This is a genomic window from Arthrobacter sp. NPDC055138 (assembly GCF_053607305.1).
The window spans coordinates 252,245-271,302 of record NZ_JBSGTH010000005.1 but is presented as its reverse complement, the minus strand read 5'-3'; the positions used below and the strand labels follow the sequence as shown (position 1 = coordinate 271,302).

The following is a 19,058-nucleotide window of genomic DNA, read 5'->3' as shown; positions in this document are numbered from 1 at the left end:
TGTGGCAGCGGTGGTCACTGCTGGTTGATCACCGGCAACGCGGTGGTGTCCACCGACGCAGGGCCGGTTGCCGGCGCTTCTTGACCGTCTGCGCGTTCTCCCCGGTCCGGACTGCTGTCCTCGGGAGCGCCGTTGTCCGGACGGCTATCCTGCCGGCCGGCCGGAGCCTGGTTGTCCTGCCGGTCCTCGGCCGCTGCCGAGATAGCGGAATCGGTCTCTGGATCCTCAACCGGGAGCAGCGTGACCTTCCGATGACCGGAACCGCTGGAGAGATGCACGCGGGGAGGGTCCGTGTGGGTGGGACGCCCGCCGTCCGCTGCGGAATCCGCGTCATCCGCGGAACCGGCGTCCTCGGCCGGGTCTGCGACGGCGTCGGCCGAATTTGCGTTCCCCGGCTTGCCAGCCGGAGCATCGGCCGCGGCACCGGCGGCGCCGGCTGAGGCATCGCTGGTCTCCGGCTCCGGCTCCAGTTCCGGAGCGCCCGGCGCAGGTACGGGAGCGGGCTGAGCCGAGGCTAGGGTCGGGGGAACGGCGGGCGGCGGGGGAGCGGTGACACTGATGGGCTGGCCGCCGTGCTCTGCCACATCGGATTCGAGCTCGTTCAGCATCTCCACGGCTTCGTCCACCATGGTCTGATCCTCCGCTGCCAGACCGCGGACCAGCCATTGCGCCAAGGCGAATTCGGCGGCCAGCGCTGCCCGGCGCATCAGGTGCGGGTCCACCGGATCCTTGCGGTACTTCCGGTAGGACTCCAACACCACGTCGGCGAACGACTGTTCGTGCACGGCCACCAGCCAGGCAAAGTCGTCGGCCGGATCGCCGATGCGCAAATCCGTCCAGCCGGTCACCGAGCCAACGCTGCCGTCATGGACCAGCAGGTTGTCTTCGTGCAAATCGCCGTGCACCACGCACGGGTTGAACTTCCACAGGGCCACGTCCTCCAGGGCGTGCTCCCAGCGGCGAAGCAGCGCGGGCGGAATCTTGCCGGTGGTGGCCGCCTGGTCCAGCTCGTTGAGCTTGCGCTGGCGGAACTGGTCGGCGGTGTAGCTGGGCAGGTCGGCCGCATCGACCATGGCCGGCGGCAGATCGTGGATGCCTGCCGTTGCCCGCCCGATGGACACCGGAACTGAGGCTGCGGAGGCGACCAGCGCCTCCAGCCCGAAAATGCTGCCCGGCACGTGGTTGTAGACGAACGTGCGCAGCTCAGACTGCTGGACGGTTCCGGCGACAGTGGGCACCTGGAAGGGCAGCTCTGCCCGGATGGCAGGGGAGAAAGCACGGAGCACCAGCAGCTCCGTCTCCAGCCGCATACTGGCCTCGGGGTGTTTCGGCGAACGCACGCGCCACCGTTTGCCGGCCGAATCGGTGAGCACGGCGGACTGGAAATCCGCTGCATCGTCTGGCAAACCGGCAACGCCCGTGGGCGTCAACCCGGGTACGGCCGCGCTGGCTATCGCCGCCAGCTCCAGAGGTGTCTTTCTCACGTAGTCCACCGTACGTGCAACCGGTACCGGCAGCCTGTCCACGGCCGCGGCGAGTCGCCGGATCGGTGACGCAGACCGCACCGGTACGCACCGCCGTCGTGCCTTCCACAGCCCGACTGCCCGAATAACGGTCGGGGCCCCGCGGTGAGTACGGTAGATGCATGAGTCTTAGCACCGCCTCCGCCGGGTTTCCGCCGCTGGGCCAGCTGATGCTGGCGCGCACCACCATGGACCGCGGCTGCGAACGGCGCAGCCATCCGGGCCTGCTGGACAGCATCTGGGGCGGTGACAGCACCTATGTGATGCTCATCGCCGGCGGCAAAACGCTGGTCCGCGGCGGCAAGATTGTGCTGCTGCCGAGCCGCGAACGGGCCGCCACCGGGCTCTCCATCTACCTCGGCCGGGCCGTGGAAGGAGCAGATGTGCCGGTTGGCACGGACATTGTGCTGTCCGTGCTGCCTGAAGGCGCGGAATTGGCGGAGCACGACGGCGAGTGGCTGAGCCTGCGCGATGTGGCAGCGGAGCTTTCCGCCCAGGACGCCGGGCTGTTCGTGGAAGCCGCGGCCATTTCCAATTGGCATCTGTCGCACACGCACTGTCCGCGTTGCGGCAAGCGCACGGAAATCGAGCAGGGCGGGTGGGTGCGCAGGTGTCCGGCCGACGACAGCCAACATTTCCCGCGCACCGACCCGGCGATCATCGTCTCGGTGATCGACGAGGACGACCGGCTGTTGTTGGGCCGGAACAGTGCGTGGCCGGCCAGCCGGTATTCAACCTTGGCCGGATTCGTTGAACCGGGGGAGTCGCTGGAGGCAGCGGTGGTGCGGGAGATCGAGGAGGAGTCCGGCGTCTTGGTGCATTCGCCCACTTACCTTGGCTCCCAGCCGTGGCCGTTCCCGGCGTCGCTGATGATTGGCTTCACGGCCGTTGCAACCGATGCGGTCTCGGTGCCGGACGGTGTGGAGATCTTAGAGACGCGCTGGTTCAGCCGCGCCGAACTGGCCGCAGCCCTGGAGGCCGACGAGGTCCAGGTTGCCAGCGGCATTTCCATTGCGCGGGCGCTGATCGAGCACTGGTACGGCGGCGAACTGCCGCAGGCCGGGCAATGAGCGCATCGGCAGCGTCCCGCCCGGAGGTCAGCCTCGACGAGCAGATCCTGGCCGGGCTGGACGACGAACAACGCCAGGTGGCCACCACGCTGGCCGGCCCGCTGTGCGTCCTTGCGGGGGCGGGCACCGGCAAGACCCGGGCCATCACCCACCGGATTGCCTACGGAGTGCACACCGGGGTGTATCAGCCGCAGCGTGTGCTGGCCGTGACTTTCACGGCCCGGGCGGCCGCCGAAATGCGGACCCGGCTGCGTGACCTGGGCGTCGGCGGGGTACAGGCGCGCACGTTCCACGCCGCGGCGCTTCGCCAGTTGCAGTTTTTCTGGCCGCAGGCGGTCGGCGGCCCGCTGCCCGGTTTGCTGGACCACAAGGCCAGCGTCATCGCCGAAGCGGCGCGGCGCCTGCGGCTGACCACCGACCGGGCTGCCATCCGTGACCTGGCCGCCGAGATCGAATGGGCCAAGGTGTCCATGCTGACGCCCGAGAGCTACGTCCGCCGGGCGGCCGGTCGTGCAGCGCCGGCGGGCTTCGACCAAACCACGGTGGCGCGGCTGTACCAGGCGTACGAGGACGTCAAGACGGACCGGAACATCATCGACTTCGAGGATGTCCTGTTAATCACCGTCGGGATTTTGCAGGAGGACGCGAAGGTCGCCGCCGCCGTGCGGGACCAGTACCGGCACTTCGTGGTGGACGAATACCAGGACGTCTCGCCGCTGCAGCAGCGGATGCTTGACCTCTGGCTGGGGGACCGCGACGAGCTGTGCGTGGTCGGGGACGCCAGCCAGACCATCTACTCCTTCACCGGCGCGACCTCACGCCATTTGCTGGAGTTCACCAAACGCTTCCCCGGAGCCGATGTGGTGAAGCTGGTGCGGGACTACCGCTCCACGCCCCAGGTGGTGCAGTTGGCCAATTCTCTGCTTGCCGCCCGAACCCGGCAGCCGACGCGCGGCACGGACAGCTGGCCCACCCCGCTGGAGCTGATCGCCCAGCGCCCGGCAGGCCCCGAGCCGACCTTTACCGAATGCGCCGACGACGAGGCGGAAGCGGCGCAGGTGGCCACCCGAATCCGCGGCCTGATCGACGACGGCGTGGCTGCTGCCCAGATTGCCGTGCTCTTCCGGACCAATGGCCAGTCGCAGGCTTACGAACAAGCGCTGGCCAGTGCCGGTATCGGCTATCAGCTGCGCGGCGGCGAGCGGTTCTTCCAGCGCCGGGAGGTCCGTGACGCGATCCTGCAGTTGCGTGCATCGTCCCGCGCCGCAGGAACGGAGCCCGTGCCGCAACTGGTCCGCGATGTGTTGGCGAATCTGGGCTACACCAGAGATGCCCCGCAGGCCGGCGGAGCCGTGCGCGAACGCTGGGAATCGCTGGCCGCGCTGGTGGGGCTGGCCGAGGAGTTGGATGCCGTCCGCGGGTCGGCAGCCGGCGGTGTGTTCACCATGCTGGACTTCGTCGCGGAACTGGATGAGCGCGCGGCTGCACAGCACGCTCCCACGGTCCAAGGCGTCACCCTCGCATCGCTGCACTCCGCCAAGGGCCTGGAATGGGACGCGGTCTTTTTGGTGGGCTTGAGCGAGGGACTGATGCCGATCTCCTTCGCCGACACGGACGACGCCGTGGACGAAGAGCGCCGCCTGCTCTACGTGGGCATCACCCGTGCCCGCCAGTATCTGGGGTTGTCCTGGTCGCTGGCCCGTACTCCGGGCGGCCGAGCCAACCGCAGGCCATCCCGGTTCCTGGACGGGTTGCGGCCGGCTTCTTCTTCCTCGGTACGGAGCGTGTCCGGCCAGCGCCCCGCACGCCGCAAGCAAGCCGCGCCGGCGGTTTGCCGGGTGTGCGGCACCCTGCTGAACAGCGGAGCGGAGCGCAAGGTCGGCCGGTGCCACAACTGTCCTCCCACCTACGAGGAGTCGACGTTCGAGGCGCTGCGCGAGTGGCGCAAGGACACGGCCAGCAATGCGTCGATGCCCGCCTTCGTGATCTTCACCGACGCTACGTTGGTGGCGATCGCCGAGGCTCGGCCGCAGACGCTGCCCGAGCTGTCCAAGCTGGCCGGCGTGGGACCCGCGAAACTGGAGCGCTACGGCGAGGACGTGTTGCGGATCCTGGCCGCAAACTGAGCTGTCGCGGTCTCCGGCGGTCTGCTGATGCGGTCCGGTGTCAGGACGCCGCGGCCAGCACGCAACCGCAGTCAGGATGCGGCGGATAGTCGTGCCGGGTCAGGGTGCCGTCGCCGCTCTCGAGCCTGAGCACGGCGGAAAAACTGCCCGGTTGGTTTCGTCCGTCCAGGAACAACAGAGCCTGGATGGCGGCCAAGCCGGCGGCCGCTACCGACTGCGATACCTCGTCGGCCTGGCTTCGGGCGGAGGCCTTGCCACGTGTGCCGGTCAGCCGGGCCACGACCGCGGGCCACGTCGGATCGGCATCCGCCCGGTGCAGTTCCACGCAACCGAGGCAGCTTGTGTGACCGGGGACCACCAGCGGCCCGATCAAGGTGTCTTGTTCACGGACCAGGACGCTCAGATGCGGATGGCCCCGGCTCATCAGCGCCGCCGCGACCCGAGGGTCCGCCACGTCGCGGTCGACGTAGATGGCCAGGCTGAGCGCACGCGGAAAGATCCCCGCGGCCCCTTGTTCCGCGGTCGCGCCCGGCAAGAGGTGGCAAGCGACCGTGGGGTCGATCTGGCGGGCCGCACGCCGGACAGCTTGTCCTCGGGTGAGGCCGATGTCGGTGATTCGGAAGGCGCCCGAGCCTACGTCTGCCGGGCCCACCACTGCCGGATCCTCCAGCAGAAGGGTGCCGACGCCGGCGGCCGTCAGGGCCGTGGCCAGCGCTGCGCCGGTGCGCCCCAGCCCGATGATTTGCACCACGCAGCGGCTCCGCGCCGCCAACGGCCCCTCACCATCGGCCGAGTAGACCGCGGACCAGTGGCGCGCGTCCGGGCCCAGCCGGTCCGCGCGCAGACCGGACAGGCGTTCCCCGCCGGCATCGGGCACCAGCACCGGCGCCAGCGCCGCCAGCAATAAGGCGGCGCGCTCGGCATCCAGGCTGCAGCCGGCGCGCACTGAGTCCAGCTCGGAGGAATCGAAACCCTGACGCAGGCGGCGCAGGAACTGCCGGTCCGGTTCCCCGGTTCCGTCGAGCACCAGCCCGCCGGCCCCCAGACCGAACTGCACACTGCCCGCTGCGAATTCGACCATGCGCAGGCCGGGATTGATTTTCAGCCGGGCCATGGCCACCTCCTTGCCGTTTGTCCGTCACCGGGAGCGAGCTGATAGTCCATGCTGGCACGGCGGTGCCAGCTGCCCGATGGTTATCCACAGAAAACGGGGCAGGAGCCGTGGGCGGATGCGGGCGGTCCGAAGCACCCGGTAACCTCAACGCATGTCCCGAGCAGAACAGACGCAGAAATCCCGCGGATCAGGGGAACCCTCGCGGCCGGTGCCGCTGGTGGCCGGCACCGGGGAGCGCGTGCCGTTGACCACATCCAGCGGTGCTCCCGTGGTGGTCAAACGCTCCGCGCGCCGTCGCCGGACCGTCTCGGCCGCGTGGCGGGACGGGGCCGCCGTGATCTCCATTCCCGGCCACTTTACGCAGGCACAGGAACAGGAGTGGGTGCGGCGGATGCTGGCCAAGCTCGAGACCCGCGGTGCACGTCCGGCAGGCCGTACTGCAACCAACGACGCCGAGCTGGCCCGCCGCGCCGGCGAGCTGTCGGAGCGGTATCTGGCCGGCGACGCGGTGCCGGAAAGCATCCGCTGGGTGTCCAACCAGAACGACCGCTGGGGATCGGCCACCCCGGCCCGGGGCAGCATCCGCATCTCGGACAAAATCAAAGAGATGCCCGCGTGGGTGGTGGACTATGTGATCCTGCACGAGCTCGCGCATCTGCTGGAGGCAGGGCACGGGCCGCGCTTCTGGCAACTGCTGCAGCCCTACCCGCAGCTGGAACGGGCCAAGGCCTTCCTCTCCGGCGCGGCGTTTGCCATGGGCCGCGGCCTGCAGGACGACGACGATGTGTTGAATGGCGCTGACGAAGGCGACGCCTAGCTGCGGTCTCCGTTCCCGGAGCCGTTCAGACCGCCCTCAGCGGAACCGTCGTCGTTCCCGTCGGGTGTTTCGTCCTGTCCCGGGGAACTGTCATCGCCTGGCTGCTCGTCGAACCCGCCGCTCAAGAGTTTCTGCAGCGCCTCGTCGACTTCGGCCTCGGAGGCGTCCAGCAGTTTCCGGCGGGCGCTGAAGCCGGCCGGATCGTCCAGATCCTCGGGCGTGGGCAGCAGGTCCGGGTGGTTCCAGACGTCGTCGCGTCCCTCAATCCCGCGTTCCTCCTTCAGTGCCGCCCACAGTGCCGCGGCATCGCGCAACCGGCGAGGACGAAGTTCCAGGCCGACCAAGGCCGCGAACGCGTGTTCGGCAGGACCGCCGGTGGCGCGGCGCCTCCGCACCGTCTCGCGCAGCGCCGGCGCGGACGGCAGGTTGGCCGCGGCGCTGGCGGTGAGTTCATCCACCCAGCCTTCAACCAACGCAAGGGCTGTTTCCAGCTTGATCAGGGCGGCATCCTGCTCCGGGGTGCGCTGCGGCATGAAAACGCCCTGCGAAAGGGCCTGCTGCATGGATTCAGGGTTGCCGGGATCGATGTTGCGGGCAACTTCCTCGATCCGGCCCATATCGATGTGGATGCCGCGCGCGTAGCTTTCGATGGCTCCCAGCAAGTAGCCCGACAGCCACGGCACGTGCGTGAACAACCGGGTATGGGCCGCCTCGCGGATGGCCAGGAAGAGCAGGACGTCCTGCGCCGGGATGTCCAGGCCTTCACCAAAGGACTTGACGTTGGCCGGGAGCAAGGCCATTTTTCCCTCCACCAGCGGAACGCCGATGTCGCTGGAACTGACCACGTCCTTGGCCAGGGCTCCCACGGCCTGGCCCAGTTGCATGCCGAACATCGCCCCGCCCAGGTTCTGCAGCATGGAATGCGCGCCGCCAAGCATCTGCTTCATTTCTTCCGGAACCTGCTCGGTGAGCGCTGAGGTCAGCGCAAAGGCGATGCTGTTGGCGACCGGCTCCGTCAGCCGCTTCCACGTGGGCAACGTTTCTTCGACCCATTCGGCGCGGGACCAGGCACGGCCGATGACCCCCGTGCCCGGAATTGTCGTGGCAGGATCAAGCCACATCTCGGCCAAGTGGAGGGCTTCGTCAACCGCCTTGGTCTGCTGAGAAGTGACCGACGGGTCGCTGTCCGAAGCGGCCACCTTGCGGGCGCTTTCATGAGCCAGCTTCCAGTTGACCGGCCCCTCCGACGGTGCGTTCATCATGGCTTGCACCTGCTGGAACATCTGGGCCAAGGCGTTGGGGTCGGACGGCAGCCCTGCGGCCTTGGCCATGGCGGCGGGATCCACGTCACCTGCCTGACCGCCGAAGAGCCTGGCGAACATCTCCGACAGCGGATCTTGCGCGTCGTCGTCTGGCTGCTTGGGGGTCATCACTACCACCGGTCCTCGAAGGGTTGGAGCGAGCAAAGCCGCAGCGGCTGCCGGGGAGGCAGCGGGGGACTGTGCCCGGGATGTTGCGTCACTCCCACGTTACCGGCAGCCGGGATTCCTTGTCGCGCCGGAGCGTGTGCAGTTCGCTCTAGGCCGAGCAAGGACCCGGAGGGCCGATGCCAGGCGCACGGCGTACGCTAGAGCAGGCGCCGTGCGCGCCATCAGGCGGCCGTGCCGTCTGCGTACAACCGAGCGGCGAGAAGGAATCCATCACGTGACACAGTCCACCAACAACGGCACTGAGCACGGCATGGACGGCTGGGACGGCGATGTCGCCGGGCCGCAGTCTGTTGCGCCGCGTCCCCGGGACCGCCGGGGGCCGGTCATGGCGGCCGCCGCGGTGGTGGCGGTTGTGACCGGCGTGCTGGGACTGGCGCTGCCGGCGGGGTACGTCATCGAAACCCCGGGCCCGGCGATTAACACCATCGGCGAAATCTCCGGAACGCCCCTGATCGAGGTTCCGGACCGTCCGACCTATAAGACCTCCGGCGCCCTGGACCTCACGACGGTCTATGTGGAGGGCGGACCCAATTCGCAGGTCAACATGCTTCAGGTCCTGGCCGCCTGGTTGGACCCGCAGCGAAGCGTCGCGCCCACCGATCTGGTCTATCCGCCGAACGTGACGCAGGACGACATTCAGCAGCAGAACGCCGCGTTGATGGCGTCGTCGCAGGAGTCATCGATCGCGGCGGCACTGACCCAGCTGGATGTTAAGTTCTCGCAGACCCTGTCGGTCGCCGACTTCACCCCCGACGCCGCGGCTGCCGGGAAGCTCGAGTCTCGGGACACCATCCGGACGGTCAACGGCCGGCCGGTCACCGGCATCGACGTGCTGCGCGAAGAGCTCAATGCCAGTGAGGGCGCCCCGGTGGAACTGGGCATTACGCGCGACGGCCAGCAGGAAACCATCGACGTCGCACCGAAGGAAAACGGCGACGGCGACTACCAATTGGGCGTCCTGCTGGGAACCGAATTCGACTTCCCGTTCAAGGTAAAGATCCAGCTGGACAACGTGGGCGGCCCCAGCGCCGGCATGATGTTTGCACTGGGCATCATCGACACCCTGACCGAAGGCGAAATGACCGGCGGCAAGCACTTCGCCGGGACCGGCACCATCGACGCCGACGGAACCGTTGGCCCGATTGGCGGAATCCGGCAGAAACTGGTCGGTGCGGCAGAAGCCGGAGCTACCGTCTTCCTGGCGCCGGAGGCCAACTGCGCCGAGGTCGCCGGCCATGTCCCGGACGGTCTGCAGGTTGTCTCAGTGGCCACCTTGGACGACGCAGTCCACGCGGTCAAGCTGATCGGCGAGGGCAAGGACGCCTCCTCGCTGCCCGGCTGCAGTTGATTCGTTTCAGTGGCCGGCGGTCACATTCAGGCAACAGTAACGTCCTGACGGCCTCAGCGGTTCGTCCGGGCCGGTGCTGACAAGGCAGAATGGGGAAGGAACCCTCCGAGCCGTCCGTTCGTGGAACCTAGGGGGAGTATCCCCGACAGCGGCGGGTCTGCCCGCGATGCTAAACACGCAAATAACGAGGTAACGAGTGACGTTCGGACAAGACCGGTCCTACGGCGACCGGCCAACACCGCCCAGCAGTCCTGGCAAGAAGCGCTCCGCATTGGTTCCCACCCTCATTGTGGTGGCGGTCCTGGTAGTCGGCTTCGTCTTCTTCTCGCAGATCTACGCAGACATCCTCTGGTACAACCAGCTGGGCTATCTGGAAGTCTTCCTCAAAGAAAACGGCACCCGGATTGCCATCTTCCTGATTGCTTTCCTGATCATGGGCCTCGCCGTCTACTTCAGCCTCCGGGTGGCGTACCGCTCGCGCCCGGTGTACGCGCCGGACAGCTCGCTGCAGGACAACCTGAACCGCTACCAGCAGCAGTTGGAACCGGTCCGCCGCCTGCTGATGATCGGCATCCCCTTGGTGCTCGCCGCTTTCGCCGGCACCGCCGCGGCTTCGGCGTGGCAGACCGTGCTGCTGTTCTTCAACCAGGAGCAGTTCGGCCAGACCGATCCTCAGTTCGGCCTCGACTACAGCTTCTACATGAACACGCTGCCGTTCCTGGGCTTCATCAACGGCTACTTGGTCAGCGTGGTGCTGATCGCCGGCATCGCAGGACTGCTCACCCACTACCTGTACGGCGGCATCCGGCTGGAGGACAAGGGGTTTTTCGCGTCCACCGCCGCCAAGATCCACGTGGCCGTTTTCGCCGCGCTCTTCCTGATCCTGCAGGGCATCAACTACTGGCTTGACCGCTATTCCACGGTCCAGTCCGACGCAGGGAAGTGGACCGGCGCGCTGTACACGGATGTCCATGCGGTCATTCCCACCAAGGCCATCCTGGCCGTCGCCGCCGTGCTGGTGGCCATCCTGTTCATCGTCTCCGCATTCGTCGGACGCTGGCGCCTCCCGATCGTGGGCACGGCGATGCTTATCGTGACGGCGATCCTGGCCGGCGGCGTCTACCCGTGGATCGTGCAGCGTTTCCAGGTGGAGCCCAACGAGCAGAAGGTTGAAGCCGACTACATTCAACGCAATATCGCGCTGACTCAGTTGGCCTATGGGCTGGATAAGATCGAGTCCACCAACTACAAGGCAACTTTGGAAGCGGAAGCCGGTGCGCTCCGTACGGATGCGGAGACCACGGCGAACATCCGCCTGCTGGATCCGAACCTCGTCTCCGACGCGTTTGCCCAGTTGGAACAGTTCCGCCAGTACTACCAGTTCGACAAGACCCTCAACGTGGACCGCTACAACATCGACGGCGAGGTGCAGGACACCGTCATTGCCGTCCGTGAACTGAACACCGCGGGCGTGCCGGCCGGCTGGGTCAACGAACACCTGCTGTACACGCATGGTTACGGCGTGGTGGCCGCAGCCGGCTCCAGGGTCGAACCCGACGGGAAACCCTCCTTCCTGCTCTCCGGCATCCCGACCCAGGGTGTGCTGGCGAACGACTCAAACTACGAGCCGAGGATCTATTTCGGCGAAAAGTCGCCGGACTATTCGATCGTGGGCGCGCCCAAGGGCAACAACCCGATCGAGATCGACAGGCCGCAGAGCGCCAACGCCGAAACAGACACCCGGAATACCTTCGACGGCAACGGCGGTCCGAGCATCGGCAATTGGTTCAACCGACTGGTGTACGCCCTGAAGTTCCAGTCCACCGACCTGATGGTTTCCGACGCCGTCAACTCCGAGTCCCAGATCCTCTACGACCGCAACCCCCGCGAACGTGTCGAGAAGGTGGCCCCCTACCTGACGGTGGACGGCAACGCCTATCCGGCGATCGTGGACGGCAGGGTGAAGTGGATCGTCGACGCGTACACCACCAGCAAGGCCTTCCCGTACTCGACGCCGCAGCAACTGGAATCGGCAACGATTGATTCGACCACCAGGGAAGGTGCCACGGTCGCACTTCCCGCCGAGGACGTCAACTACATCCGCAACTCCGTCAAGGCAACCGTGGACGCCTACGACGGGTCGGTGGACTTGTACGCCTGGGACGACCACGACCCGCTGCTCAAGGCTTGGGAGAAGGTCTTCCCAACCACGATCAAGCCCTACAGCGAGATGTCTGCGGACCTGATGGCCCACGTGCGCTATCCAGAGGACCTCTTCAAAGTGCAGCGCGAACTGCTGACCCGCTATCACGTGACCGATGTCGGCCAGTTCTACGAGAACTCCGATGCGTGGAGCGTGCCCGCGGACCCGACCCTGGGTGAGGGGTCGTCTGTGAAGCAGCCGCCGTACTACCTGTCGCTGAAGATGCCCAAGCAAGACGAGGCGTCGTTCTCCTTGACCACTCCGTTCATTCCGTTCACCCCGCCGGGCCAGCCGGCGCGCAACGTGCTGTATGGATTCCTGTCCGTCAATGCCGATGCCGGCACTGGCAAAGACGGCGTGAAGGCGGAAGACTACGGCACCATGCGGTTGCTCGAAATGCCGCGGGACATCACAGTGCCGGGCCCCGGCCAGGCTCAGAACCTGTTCAACTCGGACACCGAGGTGTCGCAGGCACTGAACCTGCTGCGCCAGGGTGCGTCCGAAGTCATCAACGGAAACCTGCTCAGCCTTCCGGTTGGCGGCGGCATGCTGTACGTGCAGCCGGTCTACGTCCAGTCCTCGGGCGCTTCCTCCTACCCGATCCTGCGCCGCGTACTGGTGAGCTTCGGCGAATCGGTGGGCTTTGCGCCGACGCTGTCCGAAGCACTGGACCAGGTCTTCCAAGGCGATTCGGGCGCCACGACCGGCGACCAGGGCAACGTTGGTGAGACCCCGGCGACACCGGAAGCTCCGACGACCACCACCTCCGAGCAGAAACTGCAGACGGCGCTGCAGACGGCCCGCACCGCCATCCAGGACGGACAAGCAGCGTTGGCCAAGGGCGACTTCGCCGCCTACGGCGAAGCCCAAAAGCGCCTGCAGTCCGCGCTCCAGGACGCGATTGCCGCCGAGGAAGCCATCTCCGAAGGCGGCACGGGCGGGGCCACCGAGCAGCCCTCCCCGCAGCCAACCGAGGGTCAATAGCCGATTTGCTTCACCATCCCGCGGCCGGTATTGTTTTCACTGCGCCGCGGGGTGGAGCAGTTCGGTAGCTCGCTGGGCTCATAACCCAGAGGTCAGAGGTTCAAATCCTCTCCCCGCAACGAAGAGTAAAGGCCCCGTCCGATGTCATATCAGGCGGGGCTTTTGCGTGCCGTGCCGCGGAACACTGGGCGGATCAGCTGGTGGAACACGAGGCGGATAGAATGGTTTCACCCGTTCCCGATTTTCCCCTGGAAAGATCGCTGTTTATCCCATGCTTGAATCTGTGCCCAGCTATGCGGTGGCCGCCGGAGTAGCAGCTCTATTCAATCCATGCAGCCTGCTGTTTTTGCCGGTCTGGCTCGCGATGGTCGCCGCCCGGGCCTCCGACATCTCGACGCCAGGCGCCTCGCGCTGGTCGGCCGCCGCGGCGCCGGCCTTGACCGGCGGCTACGCTGCCTCGTTTTCGGTGGCGCTGTTGGTCCCGGGGGGACCGACGGCCGCGGCGGGCGCCCTGGCCTATGTCTCCGCCGGCACCGGGATGCTAGTGGTGCTGCTGGCATCATTCCTGATCGCCGGCGGCCGTGTGCCCCTGCTGCAAGCAGCGTCGCCGGTCGGCGGAGTCCGCATCCGTCTCGTGGGCCTCGCCGTGGCCGGCGCCGTGACCGGACTGGCATCGTTGGCTCCGCAACTTCCGGAACTGCTCACGAGGATGGAAAGCGAGCTAGGGTCCGGTGCAGGAGCCGCTGCGGTGGAGATTGCCGCTTACCTCCTGGGCCTGCTCGCCGGTTTCGGCCTTCTCTGTGCTGCCGCGTCATGGCTGGGAGGCGCTGCCGGGCGGCGATGGCCCGCCAGCGGAACGGTCCTGGACACTGCGCAAGGGTACCTGCTCCTGCTCGCCGGGCTAGGCACGGCTTACTACGCCTTCTTTGCCGTGCGGGACGCCGCAGGAACCGAGGTCGAGGACCGGCTGATCGACGCCGCGCATGGCGTCCACGGGGCCCTGACGGACGCGCTGCAGGCCGTCCCGGTGTGGTTGATCCCGGCCGCCTACGTGGCGCTGACCGGCTGGCTCCTGCTGCGCAAGCGGCCAGAAGGCGGGGATGGAGGAGAGTCTCCGCGCGGCGCAGCCGCTGTCGCCTCCCGTTCGGCGGCCGCTGTCGCGTCCCGTTCGGCAGCCGCTGGGCCCGCACAGGCATCCGCGGCGCGTGCCCGCCGTCGTCCGATGCCGGAGACGGACGAGGGAGAGACGGCGCCGCCGGTGCAGGCGTCCGGGTGGCCGGAGGCAGACGAGCACCGGCCGCGGCATTTCAACCCGAGGGCACTCCGCCGCGCACCGGACGTCGCGGCCAAGCCCGGGCGCGGAGCAAGCCGCCGCTCTCCCGGGGCCGCGAAGCCGCGCCGCTGACGCGAAGAAGGGCTACGGCAGCACCTTCGCCAGGTGCGGCCGTAGCCCTTCGACGTGCCCCGGTGGGGGCAGGGTCAGTAGGTTTCAGACGTCGTCTGCTTGCCGGCCTCAAGTGACGAGGGCGCGGTGCTGCTGCCGGCCTTGAGCGCTGCCAGCCGTGCCTCCACCTCGGTCTGTTCGCCGAGGTCTTCCAGGCTTTCGAACTGCGCGTCGAGGCTGGAGGCGGCGAGTTCGGCCTGGCCGCGGACCTTTGCCTCTTCGCGGCGGATCTTTTCCTCGAAGCGGCCGACTTCGCTGGTCGGGTCCAGAACGTCAATGCTCTTAATGGCGTCGTGGACCTGCGTCTGCGCCTGCACGGTCTTGGAGCGGGCGATCAGCTCATCGCGCTTGTTCTGCAACTCATTGAGCTTGGACTTCATCTGGTTGAGGCCCTGCTTGAGCTTCTCGACGATCTCAGTCTGCGACGAGATCGTCGGCTCGGCGCCCTTGGCTTCGTTCTCGGAGGAAATCTGCCGCTGGATCGCTACCTTGGCGAGGTTGTCGAACTTCTCTGCATCGGTGGCCTGTCCGGCGGAACGGTATTCGTCGGCCTTCCTGCTGGCCGCCAACGCCTTGTTGCCCCAACTGTTGGCGTTCTCGAGATCCTGGTTGTAGTCGTCTTGCAGCATCCGCAGGTTGCCGATGGTCTGTGCAACGGCGCTCTCGGCTTCGGCGATGTTGTTCGTGTAGTCGCGGACCATCTGGTCCAGCATTTTCTGCGGGTCCTCGGCCTGATCGATCAGTGAGTTGATGTTCGCTTTGGCCAGTTGTGCGATGCGGCCGAAAATGGAGTGCTTTACCACGGTGATGCCTTTCGATCTGGGTTACTCGAACTGTTTGCCTTCCGGGCAGCCGGTTGGCTGCCCAGCCTGTCTGGTCTAGAAGTTGCCACCGGCTCCGTCGCCGCCACCGAATCCGCCGAAGCCGCCGCCGAACCCGCCGCCGCCGCCGAAGCCGCCGAAACCGCCGCCGCCGAAAACGTCACCGCCTCCGCCACCGCCGCCGCCGAAGAAGCCGCCGTCGCCGTGCGAGCCGTGCCCCCCGTGCAGGATGGAGTCGATCAGGATGCCGCCGAGGATGGCTCCGCCCAGTCCGCCGCCCCGGCCGCCGAACATCCCGCCGCCGCCGAAGCCGCCCATGCCGCCGAAACCGTCCACGTCCTGTTGGGCCATTTGGCTGGCCTGCTGGGCCAAGGCATTGGCCTGCCGGGCGTAGTTGAGGGCCTGCTCCGGATCGGAGTCCGCGATCGCCAGCGCATGGTCAAGGTTCCGTTCCGCCTCGGCCAGCCGGGTGCGGGCCTCGCTCCGGACCCCGCCGCGCCGGGCCTGAATATAGTCGGAGGTGCCGGAGATCTGGGCCTGCGCGGACATGATGGCGTGCTGCAATGCCTCGCGGGCGCGGCGGCTGCGATCCTGGCTGTCCCGGATTCCGGACAGAGCGGCATCCAGCGGCGCCACGGCCTCTTCCAGCCTTTGCACCATCATGATCGGGTCGATACGTCCGCCGGCAACCTGCTGTTGGACCGAGGACAGCGCCGCCTCCAGCCCCGCCACCGGACCGGCCAGCTCGGGGTGCTGCCCGGACGCCATCACGGCCTTGGCCTGGGCGATGTCCTGTGCAGCCTCGGAGACGGTCCGTTCCATGCTGTTCCGGGCCTCTTCGAGGTCCCTGGCCGTCTTGGCTATGGCCTCCAGCAGGATATTGGCCTGATGCAGGCTTTCCTCGGCGGCACGCACAGCGATCACCGCGGCGCTGCGGTCGCCTTCGTCGAGCTTGGCCTGTGCGGTGTTGGCCGCGTTTTCGACGAAATTCAGCCGCTCGCCGGCCTGATCGATATTGTCAGCCACCTGTTGCAGCGCGCTGTCGGCATAGCGGGCGCGGAGCTCCTGCAGCCGAGCCGTCCCGTTGGCCAGCCGGCCGCGGGTCTCGTGGGCAGCAGACCGTGCCTGCTCAAGCGCCTGCGGTGCGGTTTTTTCCAGCTCTCGCAGGGCGTCGAAGTCTTCCTTGTGTGCCTGGAGCGAATCGTTGACCGCTTCGCAGCGTCGGATGATGTCGCCCAGCCAAGCCCGCTGTTCCTGTTCGGTGTCTGGAATATGGTCGTCGAGCTGCTGCTGCAACTTGAACGACTCCATCATGTGCGACTTTGCCGCAGTGATGTCCTGGCGGAACGGCTGCACCGCTTCATCGCCGTATTGCGCCATGGCGAAGCCGAGTTCCTGCTCGCTTGACTTGATCGCATCGTCGGCGGCCACCAGCAGGCTTCCGGCCTTCTTGCGCAGGTCTTCGACGGACATGGCGTCATGCGGATCGATCGGACGGCCGTCGGGGCCGGCCACCAGCTGCGGCTGCCGGCGGGAGTCCTTCTTGCGCTTCGACCGGGCATACAGCAGGGCCGCGCCGCCGCCCACCACCACCACGCCGCCGCCGATCAGCAGCACCGGGGCCAGCGAGGCGCCGCCACCGGCCGCCGTCCCGTCGCCGCCCGTGGCAGCGTCCGTGACGGCAGCCACGGTCATCAGCGCTGCGTCCGCCCATTCCCCGGCGCCCAGGGCCGGCCGGATGGACCGGGCGATGTTCTGGTCGTAAGGCTCGACGGGATTGTCCTGGGCAGATTCAAAAACATATTCGCGGCTGTCCACCGCAACGGCCAGCACACTATCGACCGAGCCCATCGAGTTGAGTTCGGAGGTTGCCTTTACCCACTGTTGGCGGTCGGCCGGGTCGGTGAACTCGTCGACGTACACAATGAAGACGTTCAAGCCTTCGGACTGTTGCAGTTCACGGACCGCGTCCTCGACTTCGCCGGTCCGGGAGCCCAGTACGCCGGCCCGGTCCACCACAAAATCGCCTGGCGGGAAGTCGACCGGAGGCACGGCTTGCGCCAGTGCGGCCGGCGAAAGGAAGACTGCTGTCAGGCCGGCTATGGCCGCCAGACGCCTGAACGGTGAACGCATGAAGGTCCCTTCGGCAAACGCAAACTGGGGCCGTGGTGCCCCGGCTCGTCAGCATGGTCCGGCCCCCGAACGGGGCGGATCCGCCATTGTGATTCTATGGTCCCGTATTTGACACAGTCCACCGATGCTCTCCGCCCGCGGCGAACGCGGAGCCGCCGCAGCGCGGGTGCCGGCCCGGTCCCTGAGCCGCACCGCGGCCGGGCCGCGCCCCCAGCCCGGAGGCGGACGCCGCCGTCGTACACGTCCGGCTGCTTCCCAGAAACCTTTCAGGAAACGTGTGACGTTATCCCAGCGATGCCGTGCATAGTGGACTGCAGACCAAGAAAGGACCTGCCATGACTGAGAATAATCAGGACCCGCAGCAGCGGCCAGCGCGGCCAGTACCGCCCCAGCCGCAGAATCCGCCGGCCTCTGGAGCCGGAGAGCAGCGGTCCGCTGCCAACGACACCGAGCAGTTCGGTTCCCCGGCCCCTGACGCCGCCCGGCAGGTCCCGGCGCAGGAACAGACGCAGCCCCTGACCTCACCGACGACCTCACCGACGCTCCAGTACGGCCAGTCCGCTCCGGGCGCGTTTGGCCAGTATGCCGCTCCGTCCTACGGTCAGGACACTTCGTCCGGACACGGGGGCTACGGCAGCCACTGCCAGGGCCCAACCGGCTTCGGCCCCGGAACAGCTGCCGGTTACGGCGGAACGCAGACCGCGGTCAGCGCCAAGAAGCGCTTCGGCACCGGGACACTGATTGCCGGCATGCTGCTTGCGGGCCTCGCCGGCGGCGGCGTGGCTGTGGGTTCGCAGGCGCTGGCCGACGGCACCGCCGGCACCTCGATTGCCGGCAGCCCGGCCAAGCAGTTGATTGTGAACAACACCGACTCGGTCAACGCCATCACCGCGGCCGCGGCCAAAGCGTCCCCGAGCGTGGTGACGATTTCGGTGGCCAGCGGCAACACCGGCGGTTCCGGTTCCGGCATCATCCTGGACACCGAGGGCCACATCCTCACCAACACCCACGTGGTGACGCTCGGCGGCCAGACGTCCAGTCCCGACGTCGAGGTGCGCACCAGCGACGGCAAGGTGCACAAGGCAAAGGTGGTCGGCACCGACCCGCTGTCGGACTTGGCCGTGATCAAGATCGACGCCGAGGGCCTCACCCCCGCCACGTTCGGCGACTCGGCGAAACTCAACGTCGGCGACACCACCATCGCCATCGGCGCGCCGCTGGGATTGGCAGGCACCGTCACGGACGGAATCGTATCCACGTTGAGCCGGACCATCAGCGTCTCCTCCTCAGCGGTTCCGGAAAATTCCGGCGACAGCGCGCAGCCCAGCCCTAACGACCAGTTCAACTTCCAGTTCCCCGGCGAGCAACAGTCCGCAAAACAAGGCAGCATCTTCCTGAACGTGATCCAGACCGACGCGGCCATCAACCACGGCAACTCCGGCGGTGCGCTGGTGAACACGAAGGGCGAGATCATCGGCGTCAACGTCGCCATCGCGTCCTCCAGCGAAGACAGCGGCAGCATCGGCGTCGGCTTCTCCATTCCCAGCAACTACGCGCAGCGGGTTGCCCAGGAACTGATCAAGGACGGGTCGGCAAGCCACGGCATGCTGGGGGTCTCGGTCACTGCCAAGGCCTCCGGGAATTCCTCCGGCAACACACAGTTCTCGGTCGGCGCGGATGTGGTCGAGGTCGTGAAGGATTCGCCCGCGGCGAAGGCGGGACTGCAGAAGGGCGATGTAATCACCGGGGTGGAAAACCGCGTGATCGGTGACAGCCAGTCCCTGACCGCCGCCATCCGTGAACATGCCGCCGGCAGCACCGTCAAGGTCACCTACCTGCGCGGCGGCGAGACGCACACCGCCGACGTGACGCTCAGCGAAGGCCAAGCCTGACCTACACGGTTCCTGCGACGCACCTGCGGCCCCGCCATTCACGGCGGGGCCGCAGGTGTTTACCGACGTGGCGTTCCCGGTAAGGTTAGGGTG

Annotated in this window: 12 protein-coding genes and 1 tRNA gene; 8 read left to right on the top strand and 5 right to left on the bottom strand. The window is 67.3% G+C overall.

Features of this window, described 5'->3' with window-relative positions; translation table 11 throughout:
- Window positions 1–14: 14 nt before the first annotated feature.
- Window positions 15–1,484 carry a macrolide 2'-phosphotransferase gene (locus ACWF5H_RS14320; protein ID WP_452037630.1) on the bottom strand — a complete coding sequence of 490 codons (1,470 nt, stop codon included), beginning with the start codon at window positions 1,482–1,484 and terminating at the stop codon, window positions 15–17.
- Window positions 1,485–1,645: 161 nt separating this feature from the next.
- Here ACWF5H_RS14320 and nudC point away from each other — a divergent pair, with 161 nt between their 5' ends.
- Together nudC and ACWF5H_RS14310 are read left to right on the top strand one after the other, a co-directional pair.
- Complete coding sequence (gene nudC, locus ACWF5H_RS14315; RefSeq protein WP_452037629.1) at window positions 1,646–2,593, top strand: NAD(+) diphosphatase; 948 nt, start codon at window positions 1,646–1,648, stop codon at window positions 2,591–2,593.
- Window positions 2,590–4,719: an ATP-dependent DNA helicase UvrD2 gene (locus ACWF5H_RS14310; protein ID WP_452037627.1), complete on the top strand. Its 2,130-nt coding sequence runs from the start codon at window positions 2,590–2,592 to the stop codon at window positions 4,717–4,719. The genes nudC and ACWF5H_RS14310 overlap by 4 nt, the downstream gene beginning before the upstream one ends.
- A gap of 40 nt (window positions 4,720–4,759) precedes the next feature.
- On the opposite strand, the gene ACWF5H_RS14305 is transcribed toward ACWF5H_RS14310, so the two are convergent.
- Window positions 4,760–5,833, bottom strand: a complete 1,074-nt coding sequence (locus ACWF5H_RS14305; protein ID WP_452037625.1) for a TOMM precursor leader peptide-binding protein — start codon at window positions 5,831–5,833, stop codon at window positions 4,760–4,762.
- Window positions 5,834–5,984: 151 nt separating this feature from the next.
- On the opposite strand from ACWF5H_RS14305, the gene ACWF5H_RS14300 reads away from it, so the two are divergent.
- On the top strand, window positions 5,985–6,650 hold the full coding sequence (locus tag ACWF5H_RS14300) for a M48 metallopeptidase family protein (RefSeq protein WP_452037623.1): 666 nt from the start codon (window positions 5,985–5,987) through the stop codon (window positions 6,648–6,650).
- Here the strand turns inward: ACWF5H_RS14300 and ACWF5H_RS14295 are convergent.
- The gene (locus tag ACWF5H_RS14295; protein ID WP_452037778.1) at window positions 6,647–8,080 is read right to left on the bottom strand and encodes a zinc-dependent metalloprotease; all 1,434 of its coding nucleotides are present in this window, start codon (window positions 8,078–8,080) and stop codon (window positions 6,647–6,649) included. The genes ACWF5H_RS14300 and ACWF5H_RS14295 overlap by 4 nt on opposite strands.
- Window positions 8,081–8,354: 274 nt before the next feature.
- Here ACWF5H_RS14295 and ACWF5H_RS14290 point away from each other — a divergent pair, with 274 nt between their 5' ends.
- The 4 genes from ACWF5H_RS14290 (at window position 8,355) to ACWF5H_RS14275 (ending at window position 14,080) form a co-directional block, all read left to right on the top strand.
- Window positions 8,355–9,488, top strand: coding sequence for a YlbL family protein (locus tag ACWF5H_RS14290; protein ID WP_452037622.1), 1,134 nt, complete (start codon window positions 8,355–8,357; stop codon window positions 9,486–9,488).
- A gap of 196 nt (window positions 9,489–9,684) precedes the next feature.
- On the top strand, window positions 9,685–12,675 hold the full coding sequence (locus ACWF5H_RS14285) for a UPF0182 family membrane protein (RefSeq protein ID WP_452037620.1): 2,991 nt from the start codon (window positions 9,685–9,687) through the stop codon (window positions 12,673–12,675).
- Window positions 12,676–12,720: 45 nt separating this feature from the next.
- Window positions 12,721–12,794 (top strand) — tRNA-Met (locus tag ACWF5H_RS14280).
- Between the two features lie 152 nt (window positions 12,795–12,946).
- Window positions 12,947–14,080, top strand: coding sequence for a hypothetical protein (locus ACWF5H_RS14275; protein ID WP_452037619.1), 1,134 nt, complete (start codon window positions 12,947–12,949; stop codon window positions 14,078–14,080).
- 74 nt (window positions 14,081–14,154) lie between these two features.
- Here ACWF5H_RS14275 and ACWF5H_RS14270 read toward each other — a convergent pair whose 3' ends face one another.
- Window positions 14,155–14,922 (bottom strand): PspA/IM30 family protein, encoded by a 768-nt coding sequence (locus tag ACWF5H_RS14270; protein ID WP_364648244.1) that lies wholly within the window; start codon window positions 14,920–14,922, stop codon window positions 14,155–14,157.
- Window positions 14,923–14,997: 75 nt separating this feature from the next.
- On the bottom strand, window positions 14,998–17,073 hold the full coding sequence (locus ACWF5H_RS14265) for a TPM domain-containing protein (RefSeq protein WP_452037618.1): 2,076 nt from the start codon (window positions 17,071–17,073) through the stop codon (window positions 14,998–15,000).
- Between the two features lie 335 nt (window positions 17,074–17,408).
- Between ACWF5H_RS14265 and ACWF5H_RS14260 the strand changes: the two genes are divergently transcribed.
- Window positions 17,409–18,965, top strand: a complete 1,557-nt coding sequence (locus ACWF5H_RS14260) for a S1C family serine protease (RefSeq protein ID WP_452037617.1) — start codon at window positions 17,409–17,411, stop codon at window positions 18,963–18,965.
- The last annotated feature ends 93 nt before the right edge of the window (window positions 18,966–19,058 follow it).

Excerpts from the sequence above, each read along its gene's own strand:
- ACWF5H_RS14305 (WP_452037625.1), bottom strand. The coding sequence starts at position 5,833 with ATGGCCCGGCTGAAAATCAATCCCGGCCTGCGCATGGTCGAATTCGCA.
- ACWF5H_RS14275 (WP_452037619.1), top strand. The coding sequence starts at position 12,947 with ATGCTTGAATCTGTGCCCAGCTATGCGGTGGCCGCCGGAGTAGCAGCT.
- ACWF5H_RS14265 (WP_452037618.1), bottom strand. The coding sequence starts at position 17,073 with ATGCGTTCACCGTTCAGGCGTCTGGCGGCCATAGCCGGCCTGACAGCA.
- nudC (WP_452037629.1), top strand. The coding sequence starts at position 1,646 with ATGAGTCTTAGCACCGCCTCCGCCGGGTTTCCGCCGCTGGGCCAGCTG.
- ACWF5H_RS14300 (WP_452037623.1), top strand. The coding sequence starts at position 5,985 with ATGTCCCGAGCAGAACAGACGCAGAAATCCCGCGGATCAGGGGAACCC.
- ACWF5H_RS14310 (WP_452037627.1), top strand. The coding sequence starts at position 2,590 with ATGAGCGCATCGGCAGCGTCCCGCCCGGAGGTCAGCCTCGACGAGCAG.
- ACWF5H_RS14295 (WP_452037778.1), bottom strand. The coding sequence starts at position 8,080 with ATGACCCCCAAGCAGCCAGACGACGACGCGCAAGATCCGCTGTCGGAG.
- ACWF5H_RS14260 (WP_452037617.1), top strand. The coding sequence starts at position 17,409 with ATGACTGAGAATAATCAGGACCCGCAGCAGCGGCCAGCGCGGCCAGTA.